This window comes from Gilvimarinus sp. DA14 (genome assembly GCF_024204685.1).
GTDB lineage: Bacteria > Pseudomonadota > Gammaproteobacteria > Pseudomonadales > Cellvibrionaceae > Gilvimarinus.
Genome location: NZ_CP100350.1, coordinates 2,543,627 through 2,561,006, shown reverse-complemented (window position 1 = coordinate 2,561,006; position 17,380 = coordinate 2,543,627). Strand labels below are relative to the sequence as shown.

At 52.6% G+C, this 17,380-nt stretch carries 11 protein-coding genes; 10 read left to right on the top strand and 1 reads right to left on the bottom strand.

Annotated elements, in window-relative coordinates:
- The first annotated feature begins 38 nt into the window (after positions 1–38).
- The 9 genes from NHM04_RS11195 (at position 39) to NHM04_RS11155 (ending at position 14,705) form a co-directional block, all read left to right on the top strand.
- On the top strand, positions 39–806 hold the full coding sequence (locus tag NHM04_RS11195; protein WP_254263881.1) for a DeoR/GlpR family DNA-binding transcription regulator: 768 nt from the start codon (positions 39–41) through the stop codon (positions 804–806).
- Between the two features lie 44 nt (positions 807–850).
- Positions 851–2,680 carry a glutamine--fructose-6-phosphate transaminase (isomerizing) gene (gene glmS / locus NHM04_RS11190; protein ID WP_254263880.1) on the top strand — a complete coding sequence of 610 codons (1,830 nt, stop codon included), beginning with the start codon at positions 851–853 and terminating at the stop codon, positions 2,678–2,680.
- Positions 2,680–3,444, top strand: coding sequence for a TlyA family RNA methyltransferase (locus tag NHM04_RS11185; RefSeq protein WP_254263879.1), 765 nt, complete (start codon positions 2,680–2,682; stop codon positions 3,442–3,444). Before glmS ends, NHM04_RS11185 begins: the two co-directional genes overlap by 1 nt.
- Positions 3,445–3,454: 10 nt before the next feature.
- The gene (locus NHM04_RS11180) at positions 3,455–4,024 is read left to right on the top strand and encodes a DUF4136 domain-containing protein (RefSeq protein ID WP_254263878.1); all 570 of its coding nucleotides are present in this window, start codon (positions 3,455–3,457) and stop codon (positions 4,022–4,024) included.
- 108 nt (positions 4,025–4,132) lie between these two features.
- Positions 4,133–10,180 (top strand): MBG domain-containing protein, encoded by a 6,048-nt coding sequence (locus NHM04_RS11175; RefSeq protein WP_254263877.1) that lies wholly within the window; start codon positions 4,133–4,135, stop codon positions 10,178–10,180.
- Positions 10,170–11,900, top strand: a complete 1,731-nt coding sequence (locus NHM04_RS11170) for a ShlB/FhaC/HecB family hemolysin secretion/activation protein (protein WP_254263876.1) — start codon at positions 10,170–10,172, stop codon at positions 11,898–11,900. Before NHM04_RS11175 ends, NHM04_RS11170 begins: the two co-directional genes overlap by 11 nt.
- 327 nt (positions 11,901–12,227) lie before the next feature.
- On the top strand, positions 12,228–13,763 hold the full coding sequence (locus tag NHM04_RS11165) for a methyl-accepting chemotaxis protein (RefSeq protein ID WP_254263875.1): 1,536 nt from the start codon (positions 12,228–12,230) through the stop codon (positions 13,761–13,763).
- Positions 13,764–13,800: 37 nt separating this feature from the next.
- Positions 13,801–14,094, top strand: coding sequence for a hypothetical protein (locus NHM04_RS11160; protein WP_254263874.1), 294 nt, complete (start codon positions 13,801–13,803; stop codon positions 14,092–14,094).
- Between the two features lie 116 nt (positions 14,095–14,210).
- Entirely contained in the window at positions 14,211–14,705 is a 495-nt protein-coding gene (locus NHM04_RS11155; RefSeq protein WP_254263873.1) for a cytochrome c oxidase assembly factor Coa1 family protein, read from the top strand.
- Positions 14,706–14,916: 211 nt separating this feature from the next.
- On the opposite strand, the gene NHM04_RS11150 is transcribed toward NHM04_RS11155, so the two are convergent.
- Positions 14,917–15,321, bottom strand: a complete 405-nt coding sequence (locus NHM04_RS11150; protein WP_254263872.1) for an SRPBCC family protein — start codon at positions 15,319–15,321, stop codon at positions 14,917–14,919.
- Positions 15,322–15,878: 557 nt separating this feature from the next.
- Between NHM04_RS11150 and NHM04_RS11145 the strand changes: the two genes are divergently transcribed.
- A complete protein-coding gene (locus NHM04_RS11145) occupies positions 15,879–17,333 on the top strand; it encodes an RICIN domain-containing protein (RefSeq protein ID WP_254263871.1) in 1,455 nt (484 codons plus the stop codon).
- The last annotated feature ends 47 nt before the right edge of the window (positions 17,334–17,380 follow it).

Below are 17,380 nucleotides of genomic sequence, written 5' to 3'. Positions count from 1 at the left end.
TACAATTTGTTTCGTTTTGAAACTTTAAATGCTTTGTTATGGCCAAACGAAACACACAGTGGCGCCGTCGCCAAATCCTCGATCTGTTGGCCGAATCCGGTGAGGTAGCGGTAGAGGCTCTGGCTCTGCGGTTTCAAACCTCCGAAGTCACCATCCGTAAGGACTTGAGCGCTCTGGAGAGCAACGGCTTATTGTTGCGCCGCCACGGTGGTGCTGTCCCCCTGCCCCAGGATTTACTGCGCGACAGTGCCATCAGCTCGCCTGTTAAGCAGCAAATTGCCCGTCTGGCAGCCGCGCAAATACGTGACCACAACCGCATCATTATTGACAGTGGAAATACTACCGCCGCCCTTTTGCCAGAGCTTGCCCAGCTGCGGGGTTTGGTGGTTATGACCAATTCTTTGGGTATTGCGCAGGCATTGCTGGAGCTGGAGAACGAGCCCACCCTACTGATGCCCGGTGGAACCTGGGATTCGCGTTCTGAGGCATTTCAGGGGCAGCTGGCAGAGCAGATGCTGCGCTCTTACGATTTTGACCAATTGTTTATCGGTGCCGACGGCCTAGATGTGGCCCGCGGTACCACCACATTTAACGAACTTTACGGTCTCAGTCGGGTGATGGCAGAAGTAGCTCGCGAAGTCATTGTGATGGCTGAATCGGACAAGCTGGGGCGCAAAATGCACAACCTGGAGTTGCCCTGGTCGGCGGTCAACATATTGGTGACAGACACCGACATAGAGCCGCAGGCAAAAGTGGAAATCGAACATCAAGGGGTACAGGTAATCTGTGCGCCAACTAAGAATTAACGGCTAGGCTGGACAATTCAGTCGCCAGAATACAGGACATTATTATGTGTGGAATAGTGGGCGCCATTGCCCAGCGCGACGTTGCACAAATTCTGATAGAAGGTTTAAAAAGACTCGAGTATCGCGGTTACGACTCGGCGGGTCTGACTATCGTCGAAAAACCGGGCGGGTTGCAGCGCTTGCGCCGGTTGGGCAAGGTGCAGGCTCTTTCAGACGCTATGCTCGAGCCCTTGGCTGGCGGCCTGGGTATTGCCCATACTCGCTGGGCAACTCACGGTGAGCCCTCGGAGAAAAATGCCCACCCGCATTTAAGTCGCGACCGCATAGCGGTAGTACACAATGGCATCATCGAAAATCACGCCGAGCTGAAACAAAGTTTGCAGGCGCAAGGCTATGAGTTTACCTCGCAAACTGACACTGAAGTAATTGCGCACTTGGTGCATCGCGAACTGCAGCATAAAGATACCTTGATGTCTGCGGTGCGCGCAGCAGTAAAACAATTGCGGGGTGCTTACGGCACCGTAGTAATTGATGCTGATAACCCGGATAAAATGGTGGTGGCGCGCTCAGGCAGTCCGCTGGTGATTGGATTGGGCATTGGTGAGAACTTTGTCGCGTCTGATTCTCTGGCGCTTTTGCCGGTGACTCGCCAGTTTATCTATTTAGAAGAGGGAGATATCGCCGAAATCAGCCGCACCAGTTTGTACATTGAGGACAGCAGCGGTCACCAGGCGGATCGTCCCGCGCAGGAGTCTACCGCCAGCTACGATGCCGGCAACAAGGGCGAGTATCGCCACTTTATGCTGAAAGAAATCCATGACCAACCGCAGGCGGTGCGCAATGCGCTGGAGTCCCGGCTGGCGGAAGATCATGTTTTGGACCAGGCATTTGGTACACAAGCCGCCGATGTGTTTGCCAAGGTAAAACATGTGCAAATTGTTGCCTGTGGCACCAGCTACCATTCGGCTATGGTGGCGCGTTACTGGTTTGAATCCCTTGCCGGCATCTCATGCTCGGTGGAAATTGCCTCTGAGTATCGCTATCGCAAACCCGTGGTTCTGCCAGACAGCTTACTGGTGACTATTTCCCAGTCGGGCGAAACCGCCGATACTTTGGCTGCACTTCGCATGGCCAGGCACTTGGGTTACTTGTCTACCCTGGCAATCTGCAATGTCGGGGCATCGTCACTGGTGCGCGAATCGGATCTTGCGTTTATGACCCGTGCCGGGGTCGAGATTGGTGTGGCATCGACAAAAGCGTTTACAACTCAGTTGGTTGGTTTGGGTATTTTGGTACTGTCGTTGGGCCAGCACAATGATATGAATCCGCTGTTGTTGGCAGAAATGGTAGGCGCGTTAAAAACTTTGCCGGAGCAGTTGGAACAGACTCTTACCCTGGCCCCGGAAATTGAAAAATTAGCCGAAGAGTTTGCCGATAAACATCACACCTTATTTCTCGGCCGTGGCGATCAATACCCTATTGCCATGGAAGGTGCGTTAAAGCTTAAAGAGATTTCCTATATTCATGCCGAGGCCTATGCCGCGGGTGAGCTAAAACACGGCCCACTGGCTTTGATTGATGACGATATGCCAATTGTGGTGGTAGCGCCCAACAATGAACTGTTGGAAAAATTGAAATCCAATGTTGAAGAAGTTCGTGCTCGGGGTGGGATTTTATACGTGTTTGCCGATAAGGATGCGCAGTTTGAATCGGATGACAGTATGCGCGTTATCAACCTTCCCCACACCCACCCGTGGATGGCGCCGATCGTCTATACCCTGCCTTTGCAGCTGCTGTCTTACTATGTTGCGATTATTAAGGGCACGGATGTAGACCAGCCGCGTAACCTGGCCAAATCGGTCACGGTGGAATAGTGAATCGCCTGGATGCCGAGCTGGTGGCGCGCGGTTTAGTCGATAGCCGCGCTCACGCCCAGCGGGTCATGAAAGAGTCGCGCGTGCAACAGAATCTGGCTGGGATTTGGCAAACGGTTACTAAACCCAGCGCTAAAACTGCTCCCGAGACTCAACTGCGAGTTATCGCCAGTGACGACGATCGTTACGTTTCCCGAGGTGGCCTTAAGCTTGCCGGTGCCCTGCATAAATCCGGATTGTCGGTTAAGGGGCTAACCGCCTTGGATGTGGGACAGTCTACGGGCGGTTTTAGTGACTGTTTGCTGCAAGCTGGTGTAGAAAAAATAGTCGGCGTGGATGTTGGCCACGATCAGCTGGCGAAAAAAATTCGCGAAGATAAACGAGTTAGCTACTACGAAGGTATTAACGCCCGCGAGCTGCCGTTAGATTTACGAGAAAATCATGCCCCGGGCGGTTTTGATATTGCAGTAATGGATGTGTCTTTTATATCGCAAACCCTTATTCTGCCATCGCTCGTGCCACTGCTGAAAAATGGTGGTGTCCTTCTTAGTCTGGTAAAACCTCAGTTTGAGGTGGGGCGTGAAGGTATTGGCAAGGGCGGCATTGTTCGCGATCAGGGTTACTATAAGAAAGTCGAAGAAAAACTGAGTCTATGTTGTCGCGAGCTGGGACTAAACGTAATAGACTACTTTGACAGTCCGATTACCGGGGGTGACGGCAACCGGGAGTTTTTTATTCTGGCGGAAAATAACATCGATATTTAAGGAAGAAAGCATGGGGATTATTGACAAAGCTGGCCGAGCGGTTGGGTTTGTATCGGCTTTAATGCTCGCGGCGTGCACTACGCAAACGCAACCGCCGTATGAGACACACTATACCAGTTCATTTATCTCTGTCGCTGAGCCCGGTTTTCAGTTGCGACAGGGCGACAGTTTTGCCTGGCTGGGGCAGCCCGAAATCATTACCGATGACAGCCACAATATAGCGCCAGAAACCCTCACCCACCTGCGCAGCCGGTTTGAGCAAAACATGCGCAGCCAAGGGTTTGATATGGCCGCGTCGGCAAATGGAGCCGACTATCTACTCAGCGCGGCGATTATTCTGGGCACCCCTATTTCCGAGCAGGAGTTGGTTGAGAAATTTGATATCGCCCCTTCTTTGACCAGCGGCGCTGAATATGATGCCGGCACACTGGTAATGCGAGTCATCTCTCCTGGCGGCATGCGCACCCAGTGGCGCGGCGCCATAGAGATTTTTACCGACCCGCAACAAACCAGCAGCGAAAGACAGCGTCGGGTTGATAGCGCTGTGGATACCTTCGCCAGGCATCTACAACCCAAATAGGGGTTCCTTTCCCCTATCTAATCGTTACAATCGCCCTTTGTGATGCAGATCACACCCGCTACTTGTGTAGCAACGCGTTGACCTATCGATCCTAAAAAGAGGATAACCATGAACCGCACGCAATTTCCGACATCGACGTCTGTAACGGCTAAACCTGACTGCATAAAAGCCACACGCCTACAGGGGCGAAAACTTCGTCCGCTAGCGCTTGCGATGGCGGCGGCAATCAGCCAGGGCGCTGTAGCAGGGCCGGATGGCGGCGTGGTGATTGATGGCAGCGCAAATATTGTTCACGCGGGCAATGTCACGGACATTTCGCAACACAGTCAGAACATTACCGTGGTGTGGGATAACTTTGATATTGATGTGAATGAGGTGGTTAATTTCCTGCAGCCGAACAGCCAATCACTGGCTCTGAACCGGGTGCTAAGTGCCGATGGAACACAAATAAATGGTCAGCTGAACGCGAATGGTCGGGTATTTGTGCTGGATGCCAATGGTGTCTTGTTTGGTAAAAATGCCAAGGTAAATGTAGGCAGTTTAGTCGCTTCCACGCTTGATCTTACCCACAGTGATTACGACACCAATACCTTTACCTTTAATGGCGGTGAAAATCCCGCCGCGGTGACCAACCTGGGTGAGATTACTGCAGCAGAAACTGGTGCGGTGGCTCTGCTGGGCGGTCGGGTAAGCAACTACGGTGTGATTCAGGCCAAGCTCGGCAATGTGGCGCTGGCAGCGGGTCAGCAGGTCACTTTGGATTTTGCCGGCGATGGCTTGTTGAACGTTCAGGTAGACGAAGCGGCGCTGGACGCCCTGGCGGAAAACCACGGCCTGATAAAAGCTGATGGGGGACAGGTATTAATGACCGCGCACGCCAGCGATGCTCTGCTGCAGACGGTGGTCAACAACACTGGTGTGATTGAAGCGCAAACCCTGCAAGAAAAAGACGGGAAAATTATGCTGCTGGGTGGTATGACTCCAGAGACCGGTGGCACCGTGCGTGTGTCCGGCACTCTGGATGCCAGCGCACCCACCGAGGGTGATGGCGGCTTTATTGACACCTCCGGCGCCATTGTCAAAGTGGGCGCCGATGCCAAGATAAACACCGCCAGCGCCAATGGCGCGGCTGGCACCTGGCTGCTCGATCCCACGGACCTGGAAATCAGCTACGATGCTATGGGCGCCGATGACGATGTCAGCCACACCCACACCCAGGCGCTGCAAAACGCCCTGGAATCCGGCAACGTGATTCTGGAAACTGCCGACGCGGGTGGCGGCGCTGGTGATATCACTGTGGTGGACCCTATTGTCTGGGCAAGCAGCAACACTTTAACTCTGGACGCCGATGGCGGTATCGCCTTTAACGATTATCTGCATGCTCCCAGTGGCGGGCTCAGCCTCAACGCAGTGGGCGACATCTCGACCGGCGCCGAAGGTCATATCAATGTCGGCACCTTCACCCTTGAGTCCGGTAACTTTGAGCAAATCACCGCTAACCTGCCCACCTTTAAGGCCGATGATTTTGTGATTAACGGCGGTACTTTTACCCGTGCCACCGGCGGTAATGGTGCAAGCTCAGCGTTAACCTTGGTTGATGCCTATGGTCTTCAGGGCTTGGCTACTACCCCCAGCTTTGATGCCACCCTAGACGCCGATATCGATCTATCGGTGATTAGTAACTTCCAGCGAATTGGCGATGATGCAACGGCCTATACCGGTTCGTTTGATGGTAACGGCCACTTCATTAATAACCTCACAATCAATGTCGATAACCAATATGAAACAGGGCTTTTCGGCTTTGTGGGTGCCGGTGGTTCCGTTGCCAACGTGGGGCTCTACAATGCCTCGGTAACCGCTACCAGCTCGGCTGATGTGGGCATTCTGGTGGGCCGCAACGAGGGTAGCGTTTCTAACAGCTTTGCCGAGGGTAGCGTAACCGCCGATGACAGTGTGGGTGGCTTGGTCGGTTGGAACAATGGTAACGGGATTGTCCAAACCAGTTATTCGACGGCCAGTGTATCGGCGCTCGATGGCACCAACGGCAGAGCCGGTGGTTTGGTTGGCTATAACGGCGGCGATGCACTAACCACAGCAAGCTGGGCCTCGGGTGCGGTTTCAGGTGGTGGTGAAATGGGTGGTTTGGTTGGCTATAACCAAACGAACGCCACGGTATCCAACAGCTATGCGGATAGTGACACCACCGGTTTATCGGCCGTTATCGGGCAAAACGACGGCGCCAGCACCGACAATGCTTTAGTGTCTGGGGACGGTGGCGTTAACCCGTCGGCCTTTCAGCAAGCCTCTTATATTCAGTTTGATTTCAGCAACGACTGGTTTATCGCTGAGGATTCTTCCCGTCCAATGCTGCGCGCCTTTTTAGATGGCGGCAATATTTCTAACCTTTACCAGCTGCAAGGAATGGCTGCCGATTTAACGGGCAGCTATACCCTGCTTAACGATATCGATGCCTCGGCAACAGCCTCTAACAATACCGCTGATGTGTGGGGTGGTGGTGGATTTGCGCCAATAGGTGTCGATGGCGCAAGGTTTACGGGTGATTTTGATGGCCAGGGCTTTGTGATTAGTCAATTGGCCATCAGCCGCTCTAGCCAGGATTATGTGGGCTTGTTTGGGGCCACGGGCGCTGGTGCCGGACTTGTGAATGTCCGTTTGCAGGGGGCCTCTATAGCTGGCAATAACTTAGCTGGCGGTTTAGTGGGTTACAACGACGGTGGCACTATCACTAACAGCTACATTGCAGGCTCGGTTGTTGGTAGAAATCAGGTTGGCGCGCTGGTGGGCGATAATTCTGGCGATATTTCCAGTAGCTACGCCACAGCCACGGTTGATGGCAATGCGGAAGTCGGTGGTCTGGTTGGTTTTAATGATAATGCCGAAATCACCAACAGCTACGCAACGGGCGCGGTCAATGGTAATTCCGATGTAGGTGGGCTTGTTGGGTCCAATGGCGTTCATGGAGAGATCAGCAGCAGCTACGCAACAGGAAATACAGCTGGCAGCAGTACTGGTGGGTTAGTGGGCAGCAACGGTGGTTCAGTTATTAACAGTTACTGGGATACTTTCACCACCGGTCAAGCCACTTCGGATGGTGGTACCGCTGTTAACGGCGACTGGGATGCCGCGCCGAATGCCTACAATGAAGGCTCTTACACTGGTTTCGACTTCACTAACGAATGGTTTATCGCCGAGGGCTCGTCACGACCTATGCTGCGCGCCTTCCTTTCTGGCGGCGGCGAAATCCATAACCTTTACGACTTGCAGGGTATGGCTGCCGATATGGGGGCCAGTTACTCCCTGATGTCCGACATCGACGCCTCGGCTACGGCCGTTAGTGTGGCAGCCGGTAATAGCGGTGATTATTCCGATGTATGGGGCGGCCGTGGTTTTGCCCCTATCGCCAATAACTCTGTGAATTTTCAGGGTTCTGTTGATGGGCAGAACTTTGTTGTGAATGACCTTACTATTAATCGGCCCGATCAGTTTGCGGTTGGTTTAATCAGTTTGTTGGAAAATACCGGTCAAATACAGAATGTGGGTTTGGTCAACGCCGATATTACCGGCGGTGATGTCGTAGGCGGTTTAGTCGGCTGGAGTTTTGCCGGCAGTAGCATCAGCCACAGTTTTGTGACTGGGGTAATCAATGGTGACAACCGCGTTGGCGGGATCATTGGAGACAGCAATTCAGATATCAGCAATAGCTACTCTGCTGCCGATGTAACCGCGGCCACCGGCAGTGCTGGCGGGTTAGCGGGTCTGTACTTCTCGGGCACGCTAAGTAACAGTTATGCCTCAGGTAACGTGGCCGGGGGCACTGATGTTGGTGGTTTAGTCGGTACCAACAGTGCAAACATCATCACCAGCTTCTGGAACAGCGCAAACGCCAGTGGGTTTGGCTCGAATACAGGTACCGTCGATGCTGAAAGTGTCGGTTTGACGTTAACCGAGTTTACAGATCCTGCATCATTCTCCGCGTGGGGTGCAGACATAGACGCCGAAGGCGGGACGGGTACTACTTGGCGGATCTACGAGGGCAACAGCGCCCCGCTGTTGCGTTCGTTCCTAACCGAAATCGACGTGATCGCCTACGATGATTACCAAGTCTATGATGGCGCCGCTTACGATGGCCTGCACGATATTAACGGCACCACCGGTGCGGGCGTGCGTTATGGCACCAGCTACGCCGAGTTTGTTTCCGTGTTTGGTGAAAACGACACACCCTACGACTCGGACGATATCAACAGCACCGACTTAGAGTATGCCGGCGATTCGCAAGGCGCCGTTGATGCCGGCACTTACAGCATTACTCCAAGTGAGCTTTGGTCCAATCAAACCGGCTACGACATAGTTGTCACCGACGGTGTGCTCACCATCGATCAGGCGGTGGTGAGCGTTACGGTAACCATTAATGATGCCAGTAAAGTCTACGGTGAAGCTGACCCCACTTTTACTTGGGGCGTTACCTCCGGCTCACTGGGTGCGGGCGATACCCTGACCGGTTCGCTGTATCGCGACCCGGGTGAAAATGTTGGCACCTACGATATTCACGGCAACATTACCGGTGATCTTGCCTCGTCAAACTACATCGTCACTTTAAACGAAGGCGTATTCACTATTACGCCGCGCGCTATCACCATCAGCATTGATGATTTAAGCAAAGTCTACGGGGAAATGGACCCCGAACTCACCTATTCCGTTAACGGTTCGGCGGTGGCCGGAGATACGCTGGCGGTAGCGCTGACTCGCGAATCCGGTGAAAACGTTGGTGATTACGCCATTACCGGCGAGGTCAGTGGCGATGCGGCCGGCGATAACTACAGCGTCACCTTTAGCGATGGGCTGTTTACCATCACCCCGCGCGCGGTCACTATCAGTATTAGCGATTTGGAAAAAATTTACGGTGACGATGACCCGGAGCTCACCTGGGCGGTTACCGAGGGCAGCCTGGCTCCCGGAGAAACCTTACAGGGTAGTCTGAGCCGTGCTGAAGGCGAAAACGTCGGTGACTACGCCATTAATGGCGAACTGAGCGGCGAAGTGGCCAGTGATAATTATGCGGTTACTTTAAACGACGGCATGCTCACGATTAATCCACGGCCTATAGTCATCAGCGCCGATGACCTAGTGAAAATTTACGGCCAGCAGGATCCCGAGTTGACTTACTCGCAAGCCGGAACCCTGGCCTTTGACGACACTATGACGGTGGCACTTGAGCGCGCCGAAGGCTCTGATGTAGGTGGCTATACCATTACCCCAACGGTAACTGGCGATGTACAGTCCGACAACTACGCCCTGAGTGTAAACACGGGTGTACTGCAAATTACCCCGGCCCAGCTGACGGTAACCGCTGAAGACGTAGAAACCTATTGGGACTTACTACCGAACGAGTTTCCAACCTTAATCGACGGCTTAACCAACGGCGATACCGAACAAGACGTGTTTGGCGATAGCCTGACCGTGGAAACGGATTTAACCCTGCCGATTCCCGGAGACTATACGCTCACGCCCATCGCAACCTTGGCAAGTAACAACTACACCGTTAGCTTTGTGGACGGTGTATTGACCTTGCTGAGCTCAAACCCGGGCACAGGCTATGGCGATGGTTTGACAAGCACCCAGCTGCCTGCCCGCGAATCTTTGGGCGGTGAGGATCGCGCCAACATCTACGAAGGTCGCGCCCTGCTCGACGGCTCGTTGGATGAGATTTCTCTCGGTGTCATGAACGGCGGCAATCGCATGAGCGAGCAAGAGTTGATGGATATCGGCTTACCCATGCCGCGCGCGGTTTTGTTTGCGATTAACAGCTCTGAAATACAGCCCATGTATGCCGACATGCTGCAAGCGTTTGTGAAAAAGTTGGAGCACTACCCCGACCTTACCCTGCTGATTGAGGGCCACACCTCTAAAACGGGTCCCTTCTGGCTTAACCAACGGTTGGCGCGTGAGCGCGCCATGGCGGTTTACAACCATCTCGTTGAATTGGGTATCGACCCCGCGCGTTTGGGCACTAAAGGGTTCGATTGGAGTCGCCCGATTGGAGACAACAGCACTCTTGAGGGCCGGGCCTTGAACCGCCGCGCAGAAGTGACCCCCGATCAGCCGCGCAACGACGGGGAGCAGACCAATGACCAGTAACACAATTATCGGTAGCACAGTGACCAGTAAAACAACACAAGGCATTTCCATGACGGTAAAACGGATTAGCTCAGTTTCAATGCTTACTCTGGCAGGAACCCTGGCAAGTGCTCAGGTATTGGCTCAGGTAGTACCTAACGCCGGTACGTTCATCCGCGAGTTAGAAACCGAGCCGGCACCTGAGGTGCAAAGCAGCAAGCTGGATGTGGACATGCCCGAGCAAAACCCCGCCCCCGTCAGTGATGAGGGGGGTCCTGCCGTGTTGGTGGACAGTTTTGTTATCACCGGTAATCGTGCTTTTGACAGTGAAGAGCTGCTGGCATTAATTGAGAGCCAGCAAGGGCAAACCTTAACCCTGGGCGAGCTGCGCCAACAGGCTGCAAAAATCACTACCTATTACCGCGAGCGCGGGTATTTTCTCGCCCGCGCTTATTTACCGCAGCAGGACGTCAGTAACGGAACCGTTACCATTGATGTGCTGGAAGGCCGGCTGGGTAAAGTCGATTTAAGCAACAGCTCCCACACCGCGGATTTTGTGGTCAAGCGCCCCTTCCGCTCACTGGAGGCGGACACCATGCTGACCGCCGACACCCTGGAAACCCCGCTGCTGCGCTTGTCTGATCTGCCCGGTCTTGCCGTCAACACCACCCTTGTGCCCGGTGAAGAAGTGGGCACCAGCGACTTAAAAGTAGATGTGACTCAGGGGCCGTGGGTGAACGGCACCGTCGAGCTGGACAACTATGGCAACGAGTCCATCGGCGAGTATCGCCTGGGCGGCAGTCTACAGGTTAATAGCCCTTTCGGCCTCGGTGATCGCTTTGATATTCGCGCCCTGGGCAGCGATGAAGAGCAAGTGTTTTTCCGTGCCCAGTACCAAATGCCGGTAGGCCCATGGGCAACGAATATTGGCGCCGCCTACTCCGATATGGATTATGAGCTGGGTGGTAATTTCGAAGACCTTGATGCTACCGGTAATGCACAAATCACCACAGTGTTTGCCGATCAATCTTTGATACGTACACGTGAGCTTAACTTAAATGTGCAGCTTCAATACGACAGCAAAGAGCTGCAGGATGATATTGATGCTTTTGGCTCTGACAGTCAAAAAGAGTCTGAGCTTTACACCCTGACCCTGAACGGCGATTGGCGCGATCAGTTTTTAGGTGGCGGTGTAACGCAATGGGCGCTGGCCTATACCTGGGGCGAATTGACCATCAACTCTTATCTCGACCAGGTGATTGATTCGCTAACGGCGCAAACGGCGGGCGATTTTGAGCGCTGGACCCCCTCGATTATGCGTTTGCAAAACCTGGGTGGTAACTGGAGCTTGCACGGGCAAATTCACGGTCAGTTTGCCGATAAAAACCTAGATTCTTCCGAGAAGATCAGCCTTGGGGGTGCTTATGGTGTGCGCGCCTACGCGCAGGGTGAAGCGACAGGGGATGAGGGTTACATCGCCAACCTGGAGCTGCGCTACAACATCAATAGCCACTGGCAGGTATTTGGTCTGGCTGACTATGGTCGGGTAATGCTTAATAAAAACCCGTGGCAGGGTATTAGCGATGACGACCGGGAACTCTCGGGCGCAGGTTTGGGTGCCCGCTACAACACCGGCCACTGGCACTTAAGCGCGACTGCCGCCGCTCCCCTGGATAACAAAGACACGGTTGGCGATGACGACGACGTGAGGTTATTCGCCAAGTTGGCCTGGAGCTTTTAAGCTGACTGGGGCTGGCCGTCGGCCGGCCCCGCCTTCCCACCTATTGTGAAACCATCCGCATTTTTTAAAGTAACCCTGATTGGTGCCGACATAGATACTGAAAGGGACAGCCGCCGCCTGAAAAGCGATGGCTTTATACGCAAATATCCGTGTTTCCAAATCCGATATAGCAAATTACTTGTAAAGCAGGCCAGGAGGCCCTCGGAAAACACGAGTTGGCGCATTATACTACAGTCATAAAAGTCAGCTGGTGCCAGAGCCCGTCTAGTCGTGCTAGAACCAAGGGTAAAAGATGTCATCAGCCACAGAAATAAATACGAGGCCGCTGTGAAAAACTTATCGCTAAAGTGGAAAATCCTGCTCAGTGTCACCCTGACCTGTATAGCTGCCGTAGTGGTCACGACTTTTGTGACCGTGCGCTCGGGTATTGCCACGGTTGAAGAAACCATCATTAAAGACACTCGCACCTTGGCAGATGTACTAGGCGAGGCCAGTGTCGGCGCCATCACCTTTGAAGATGATATGACCGTCACCGCTTCGCTGCAGGCGCTAAAAATCAGCGACCGGGTGCTGGGGGCTGTGATCTACACCAATGGCGAACCCTTTGCGTGGTTCTCTCGCTCGGGTGACGGCAAGATGCCAGCTAACCTACCCTCGCGCCCCAATGGTGAGGGTATCGTCGAGCTCGAAAACGCTCTGGTTATGACCGAAACCATTAATTCAGATGGTGCTCAGGTGGGTACCATTTCCATGCACGTGGATTTGGCCGAGCTTGATGCGGTTATTGCAGAAGCGGTCGTAGATGCCATTTGGGTGGTGATTATAATCAGTGTGATTGCCGCTGCTTTGGCTTACTTGGTACAAGCCAGTGTCGTTAAACCGGTGAACAATGTGGTGCGCGCACTGCGTGATATATCCGAGGGTGAAGGGGACCTTACCCGCCGCCTGCCAGTTGAAGGCACAGATGAAATCAGCCAGTTGGCGTCCAACTTCAACCGGTTTGTGGAGCGTTTGCAGGATATTATCTCCAGCGTTGCCGAAACCGCCGTTGAGGTAGACGAAAGTGCGAATATTCTCTCTAACCTATCGCAAGAAAACGAACGCTCCATTACCTCGCAGCAGTCGGACATTCAACAAATTGTGACGGCCATTAAAGAGATGGCCAGCGTGGTTGCCGATGTGACCCAGCGTGTTGCTGAGACTGCGGATAATTCACTGCAAGCCGATAAGGTCGCAATGAGCGGTAAAGGCATTGTGCAGAGCACCATGAGTCAAATTCAGAGCCTGTCGGCTGATATCAAAACCGCCTCCGAGGTTATCGATCGTTTGCGCCAGGAGACAGTTGCCATTGGCACGGTTTTGGATGTGATTCGCGGCATTGCCGAACAAACCAATTTGCTAGCGCTTAACGCGGCTATTGAAGCGGCCCGCGCTGGTGAGCAGGGTCGCGGATTTGCTGTGGTGGCCGATGAAGTGCGCACATTGGCCTCGCGCACGCAGAGCTCCACCACCGAAATTCAGGAAATGATCGAGCGCTTGCAAACCGGTTCGGCCGAAGCCGTAGAAATGATGACCGCTGGTACCAGTCAGGCGGATGCCTCGGTAACCCGAGCCAATGAGGCCACAGACGCACTGGAAGAAATTACCAACTATGTGGGCGAGATTCGCGACCGCACCAACCAAATTGCAGCAGCGTCTGAACAGCAAAGCGCCGCGACTCAGCAAATTGAAGTTAATATCGACAGTGTGTCCGGTGTAGCCCAGAGCACGGCTGAAAGTTCCAGTCGTATCACCGCCAATAGCGTAAATCTGGCAAAAATGGCTAAGCAAATGTCTGAATTGGTTGGCCGCTTTAAAATCTAACTGGTATCTGCCCTTATAGAACTGTGAGGTAGTGAGCATGAAAAAAACACTGATTACTTTCGCTTTATTGACTGTTATTGGCGCGCCAGGTGTAAGTCTGGCTTGCTCTGAACCCGCTAAGCCCGGTGAATTCCCAGATCCGGCCACTGCGGTAACCGCACAAATGGTCAAGGCCAACAATGAAGTGAAAGCTTATGTAAAATCTATGGAAGAGTATCTGGGGTGCTCGGGCATGTCGCGTTCAGAGCAAAACAAAGCGGTAAAAGATCTGGAAGAATATGCCGAAAGCTTTAACAAATTGATTCGTGAATTCAAATCTCGCAACGGTTAATTTAACCCTCGGCGAAGGATTGCCGTCCCCCTTTCTCTCTCGTTATCTTCATTTGCAATTTACTTCTGTCTACTGCATTCTTCGTAAGGTTTTAGCTTTTACAGGGAATGTGTACTATGACAAAAAACGGAAAAATAATACTAGCGAGTTTGTCAGCTGTAGGTTTTTGTGGCTTCATTTATATCCTCTACAGCGCTTACCACCTCTTTCGCGGCGATCTATACCACGATTCTTTGACCGCGCTCCAGCAGCACTCAGAAATCCAAGAAAAAATCGGGCTACCTCTAGAGCCAAGCTTACTTTTCAGTGGCAATTACTTTTTTGACAGCATGTTCATGCAGTATGAAATTTCCGGCCCGAAAGGTGATGGCTGGGTCGTTCTTATGGGTGAAAAAAGTGATGGAGCTTGGACGTTGGGTAGTTTGTGGGTGCAAGTAAACGACAGCGATGAATTTATTACTGTTATTGAGTCTGAAGCCTATATATCTGATGAAACTGTGAGCGAAAGCTGCGACGCGCCAGAAGACCACCAGGGCTACGCCAAAGACGGTGAAGAACCAATGCCGGTCGAAGATGTGTTGGTAGATGGATCGGAAAATATTTCTGAATAAGCCATTAAAAAGAGTTAAGGGTTAACCTATGAATATCAATATAACGGCTATTTTACCGGTGTTTATCTTCTTGGTGATATGGATAGTTCCGATATTGTTTATCGCCGCGTCAAAACGGACCGTCGGCGGTGAAAAGGCCGCTTGGCTACTGGCCGTGGTATTTGTTTCCTGGTTTGCTTGGGTATTTTACTGTTGCTGGCACCACTTAAGCCTAGGCTTGAGAGCTAGTTTCAATCAGCCGACGAATGGTTGATAAATCTTTTTTTACCAGGCGAAGATCTTCTTTGAACTGTTGCTCGGTCATGGCGTTTACCTGAAACACGGTAAAGGTAAGAACACTTGTGTCGCCGTTGTTCAGCACCCTCATTGGATTGGTTAGTGAGGCTCCAGAGGCGAAGCGGATGGTGTGATCCAATACACCAAACGGATTTGCGGCAACAAACTCGAACTCTGCCGGACCATCTGGCGTTTCAACTAACCAGACACCGCTTTTATCTGAACGGATTACCGAAGTGAAAAAAGGCACCCAGCGAGGAAGGTTCTTAACATCACGTACAAAGCGATCAACTTGGTCGGCGGGAGCGTGAATCAATACAGACAGTGTTTCGGTGCGCATGCAGTCATCCTTAAGTTGCTATCTGAGGAGGCTCTTTATATTGAAGGCAGTGAGTTCAGAAAATCAATAGCGATAAGCGCATCTAACTGTGCCGAGATGAGACCCCACGTCATTGTTAAGACTGCTGGCGCTTGGCTTGATACTGCTTAGGGTTACTTAACTTCTTAGAAGCCTCAAAGCCCAGGCACGACTTCACCGTGCAACAGGAATATTGGACGTTTAAGTCACCGCGGGGCCGATGTTTCTCTCAACCAGTCTCTCGCTCAGAGAGCCGGGCCACTAAAGTGGCGGCCGCCAAATTAAAGTTATCTGCCATGTTGTACGTGAGGCAGAGTTCTCAATCTATCAGCTGCAGTGTGCGATACCTCACACAATAAAACTATAATAATACAAAATGCCTATTCGATACATTAGCCTGTCTCCCGCCGCTTAGTTCGGCACCATAATAATTCCCAGTGGGACCATAATAACGATCGCAGTACCTGCCTTTCGGGCTTTCAGGATGATTGGATAGCTCTCACCGGGCTCACACACCCGATCATGATAGGGATACAACCATGTCTCGAATAAAACGCAGCTTCAGTCTCGCTACTGTGCTCTTGCCTGCCCTGCTTGGCGCCTCCCCTTTCGCCTTCGCGGACGCCGAAGTTACTTACACCAATGGCAGTTGGCTCGCCCGCGTGGATGGAAATCAAGTATATAACGGCAACCGCTATTTCGATGCGATCAACGCAGCGGCCAACAACATGGGTGCAGGAACCATCAATATCCGCAACTCCGGCAACAGCGGCAGTGACGGTGGGCAGGTCTATGCTGTGCGCCCGCGTGCCGGCCAAACTCTGGATTTTCACGGTCATCAAATTAACGCCAATGGTGGCGACTTAGTGGTGCCTGTTTATTGCGACAGACGTGACAATATTACTGTGCGCAACTTGCACGTAGTGGGCAACCCTCGCTACGGCGTTTGGTTTCGCGGGTGCTCCAACGTCACCCTGGAAAATATCACTATGGATTTGAGCAACAATAATCCAGTGGGCTTGGGAATAAGAGTGGACTCCTCCACCGCGCCGGCCAGCAACTTGACCGTTGCGGGGAATATAAATATCAACGGCGCTAAGGGGCACGGCCTGGAAACCTATGGTATTGATGGTTTTACCATTGGCGATGTGACGGTGACTAATAACGGCGGTTCGGGGGTTCTGTTGAACAATTCCCGCAACGGTACAGTGGGCAATGTGACAGGCCACTATAATAACAATGGCGGTGGTTATGCTACCTTCCGGGTGGCGAACAATAATGGCCCCAATGTCACCGTCAACAGCGTTTACTCGCGCAACTCGGGGCGTGGTTTTTTCAGTGTGTCCGGAAGCCACGGAACCACCGTAAACTATGTGGATATCGAATCGACAACGTCCCACGGTATTTTTCTTGAAGACGCCAGTGACACCCATGTGGTAAGTGGCCGCGTGGCAAACGGTAACCCGAATTGCCAGTTGGTGCGCACAGGCAGCTCCAGCATCAACGTTTCAGGCTGCGCGCAGGTGGGGACTCCGCCTAGTGGTGGCAGTAACAACGGCTCGGTTAACGGCGTGTATCGCATAGTGCCGGTACACAGTGGCAAGGCGCTGGATACCGCCAACTGCGCGACGGCTGATGGCACCAATGTTCAACAGTGGAGCTGGCTGAATAACGATTGTCAGAAATGGTCCATCACTCAGGTGGATGGCGACTACCACCGCATCTCGCCGTTAAACGCGCCAACCCTCGGTGTGGATATTGACTCTTTATCGACTGCGAATGGGGCGAATGCCATGCTGTGGAATTACTGGGGTGGAGAAAACCAGCAGTTCCGCTTCCAAAGTGCCGGTGAAGGTCGCTGGAGAATCATTAACAGACTGAGTCAAAAATGTTTGGATGTGAATGCGAATGACTCGGCTGATGGTGCTAACTTAATTCAGTGGGAATGTTTGCCAGGTGCCAATAATCAGCAATACCAACTGATTGCTCAGTAGCTGTCCATAAACTCAGAATTTATTGTTTCATTGGGTAAGAAAACCCG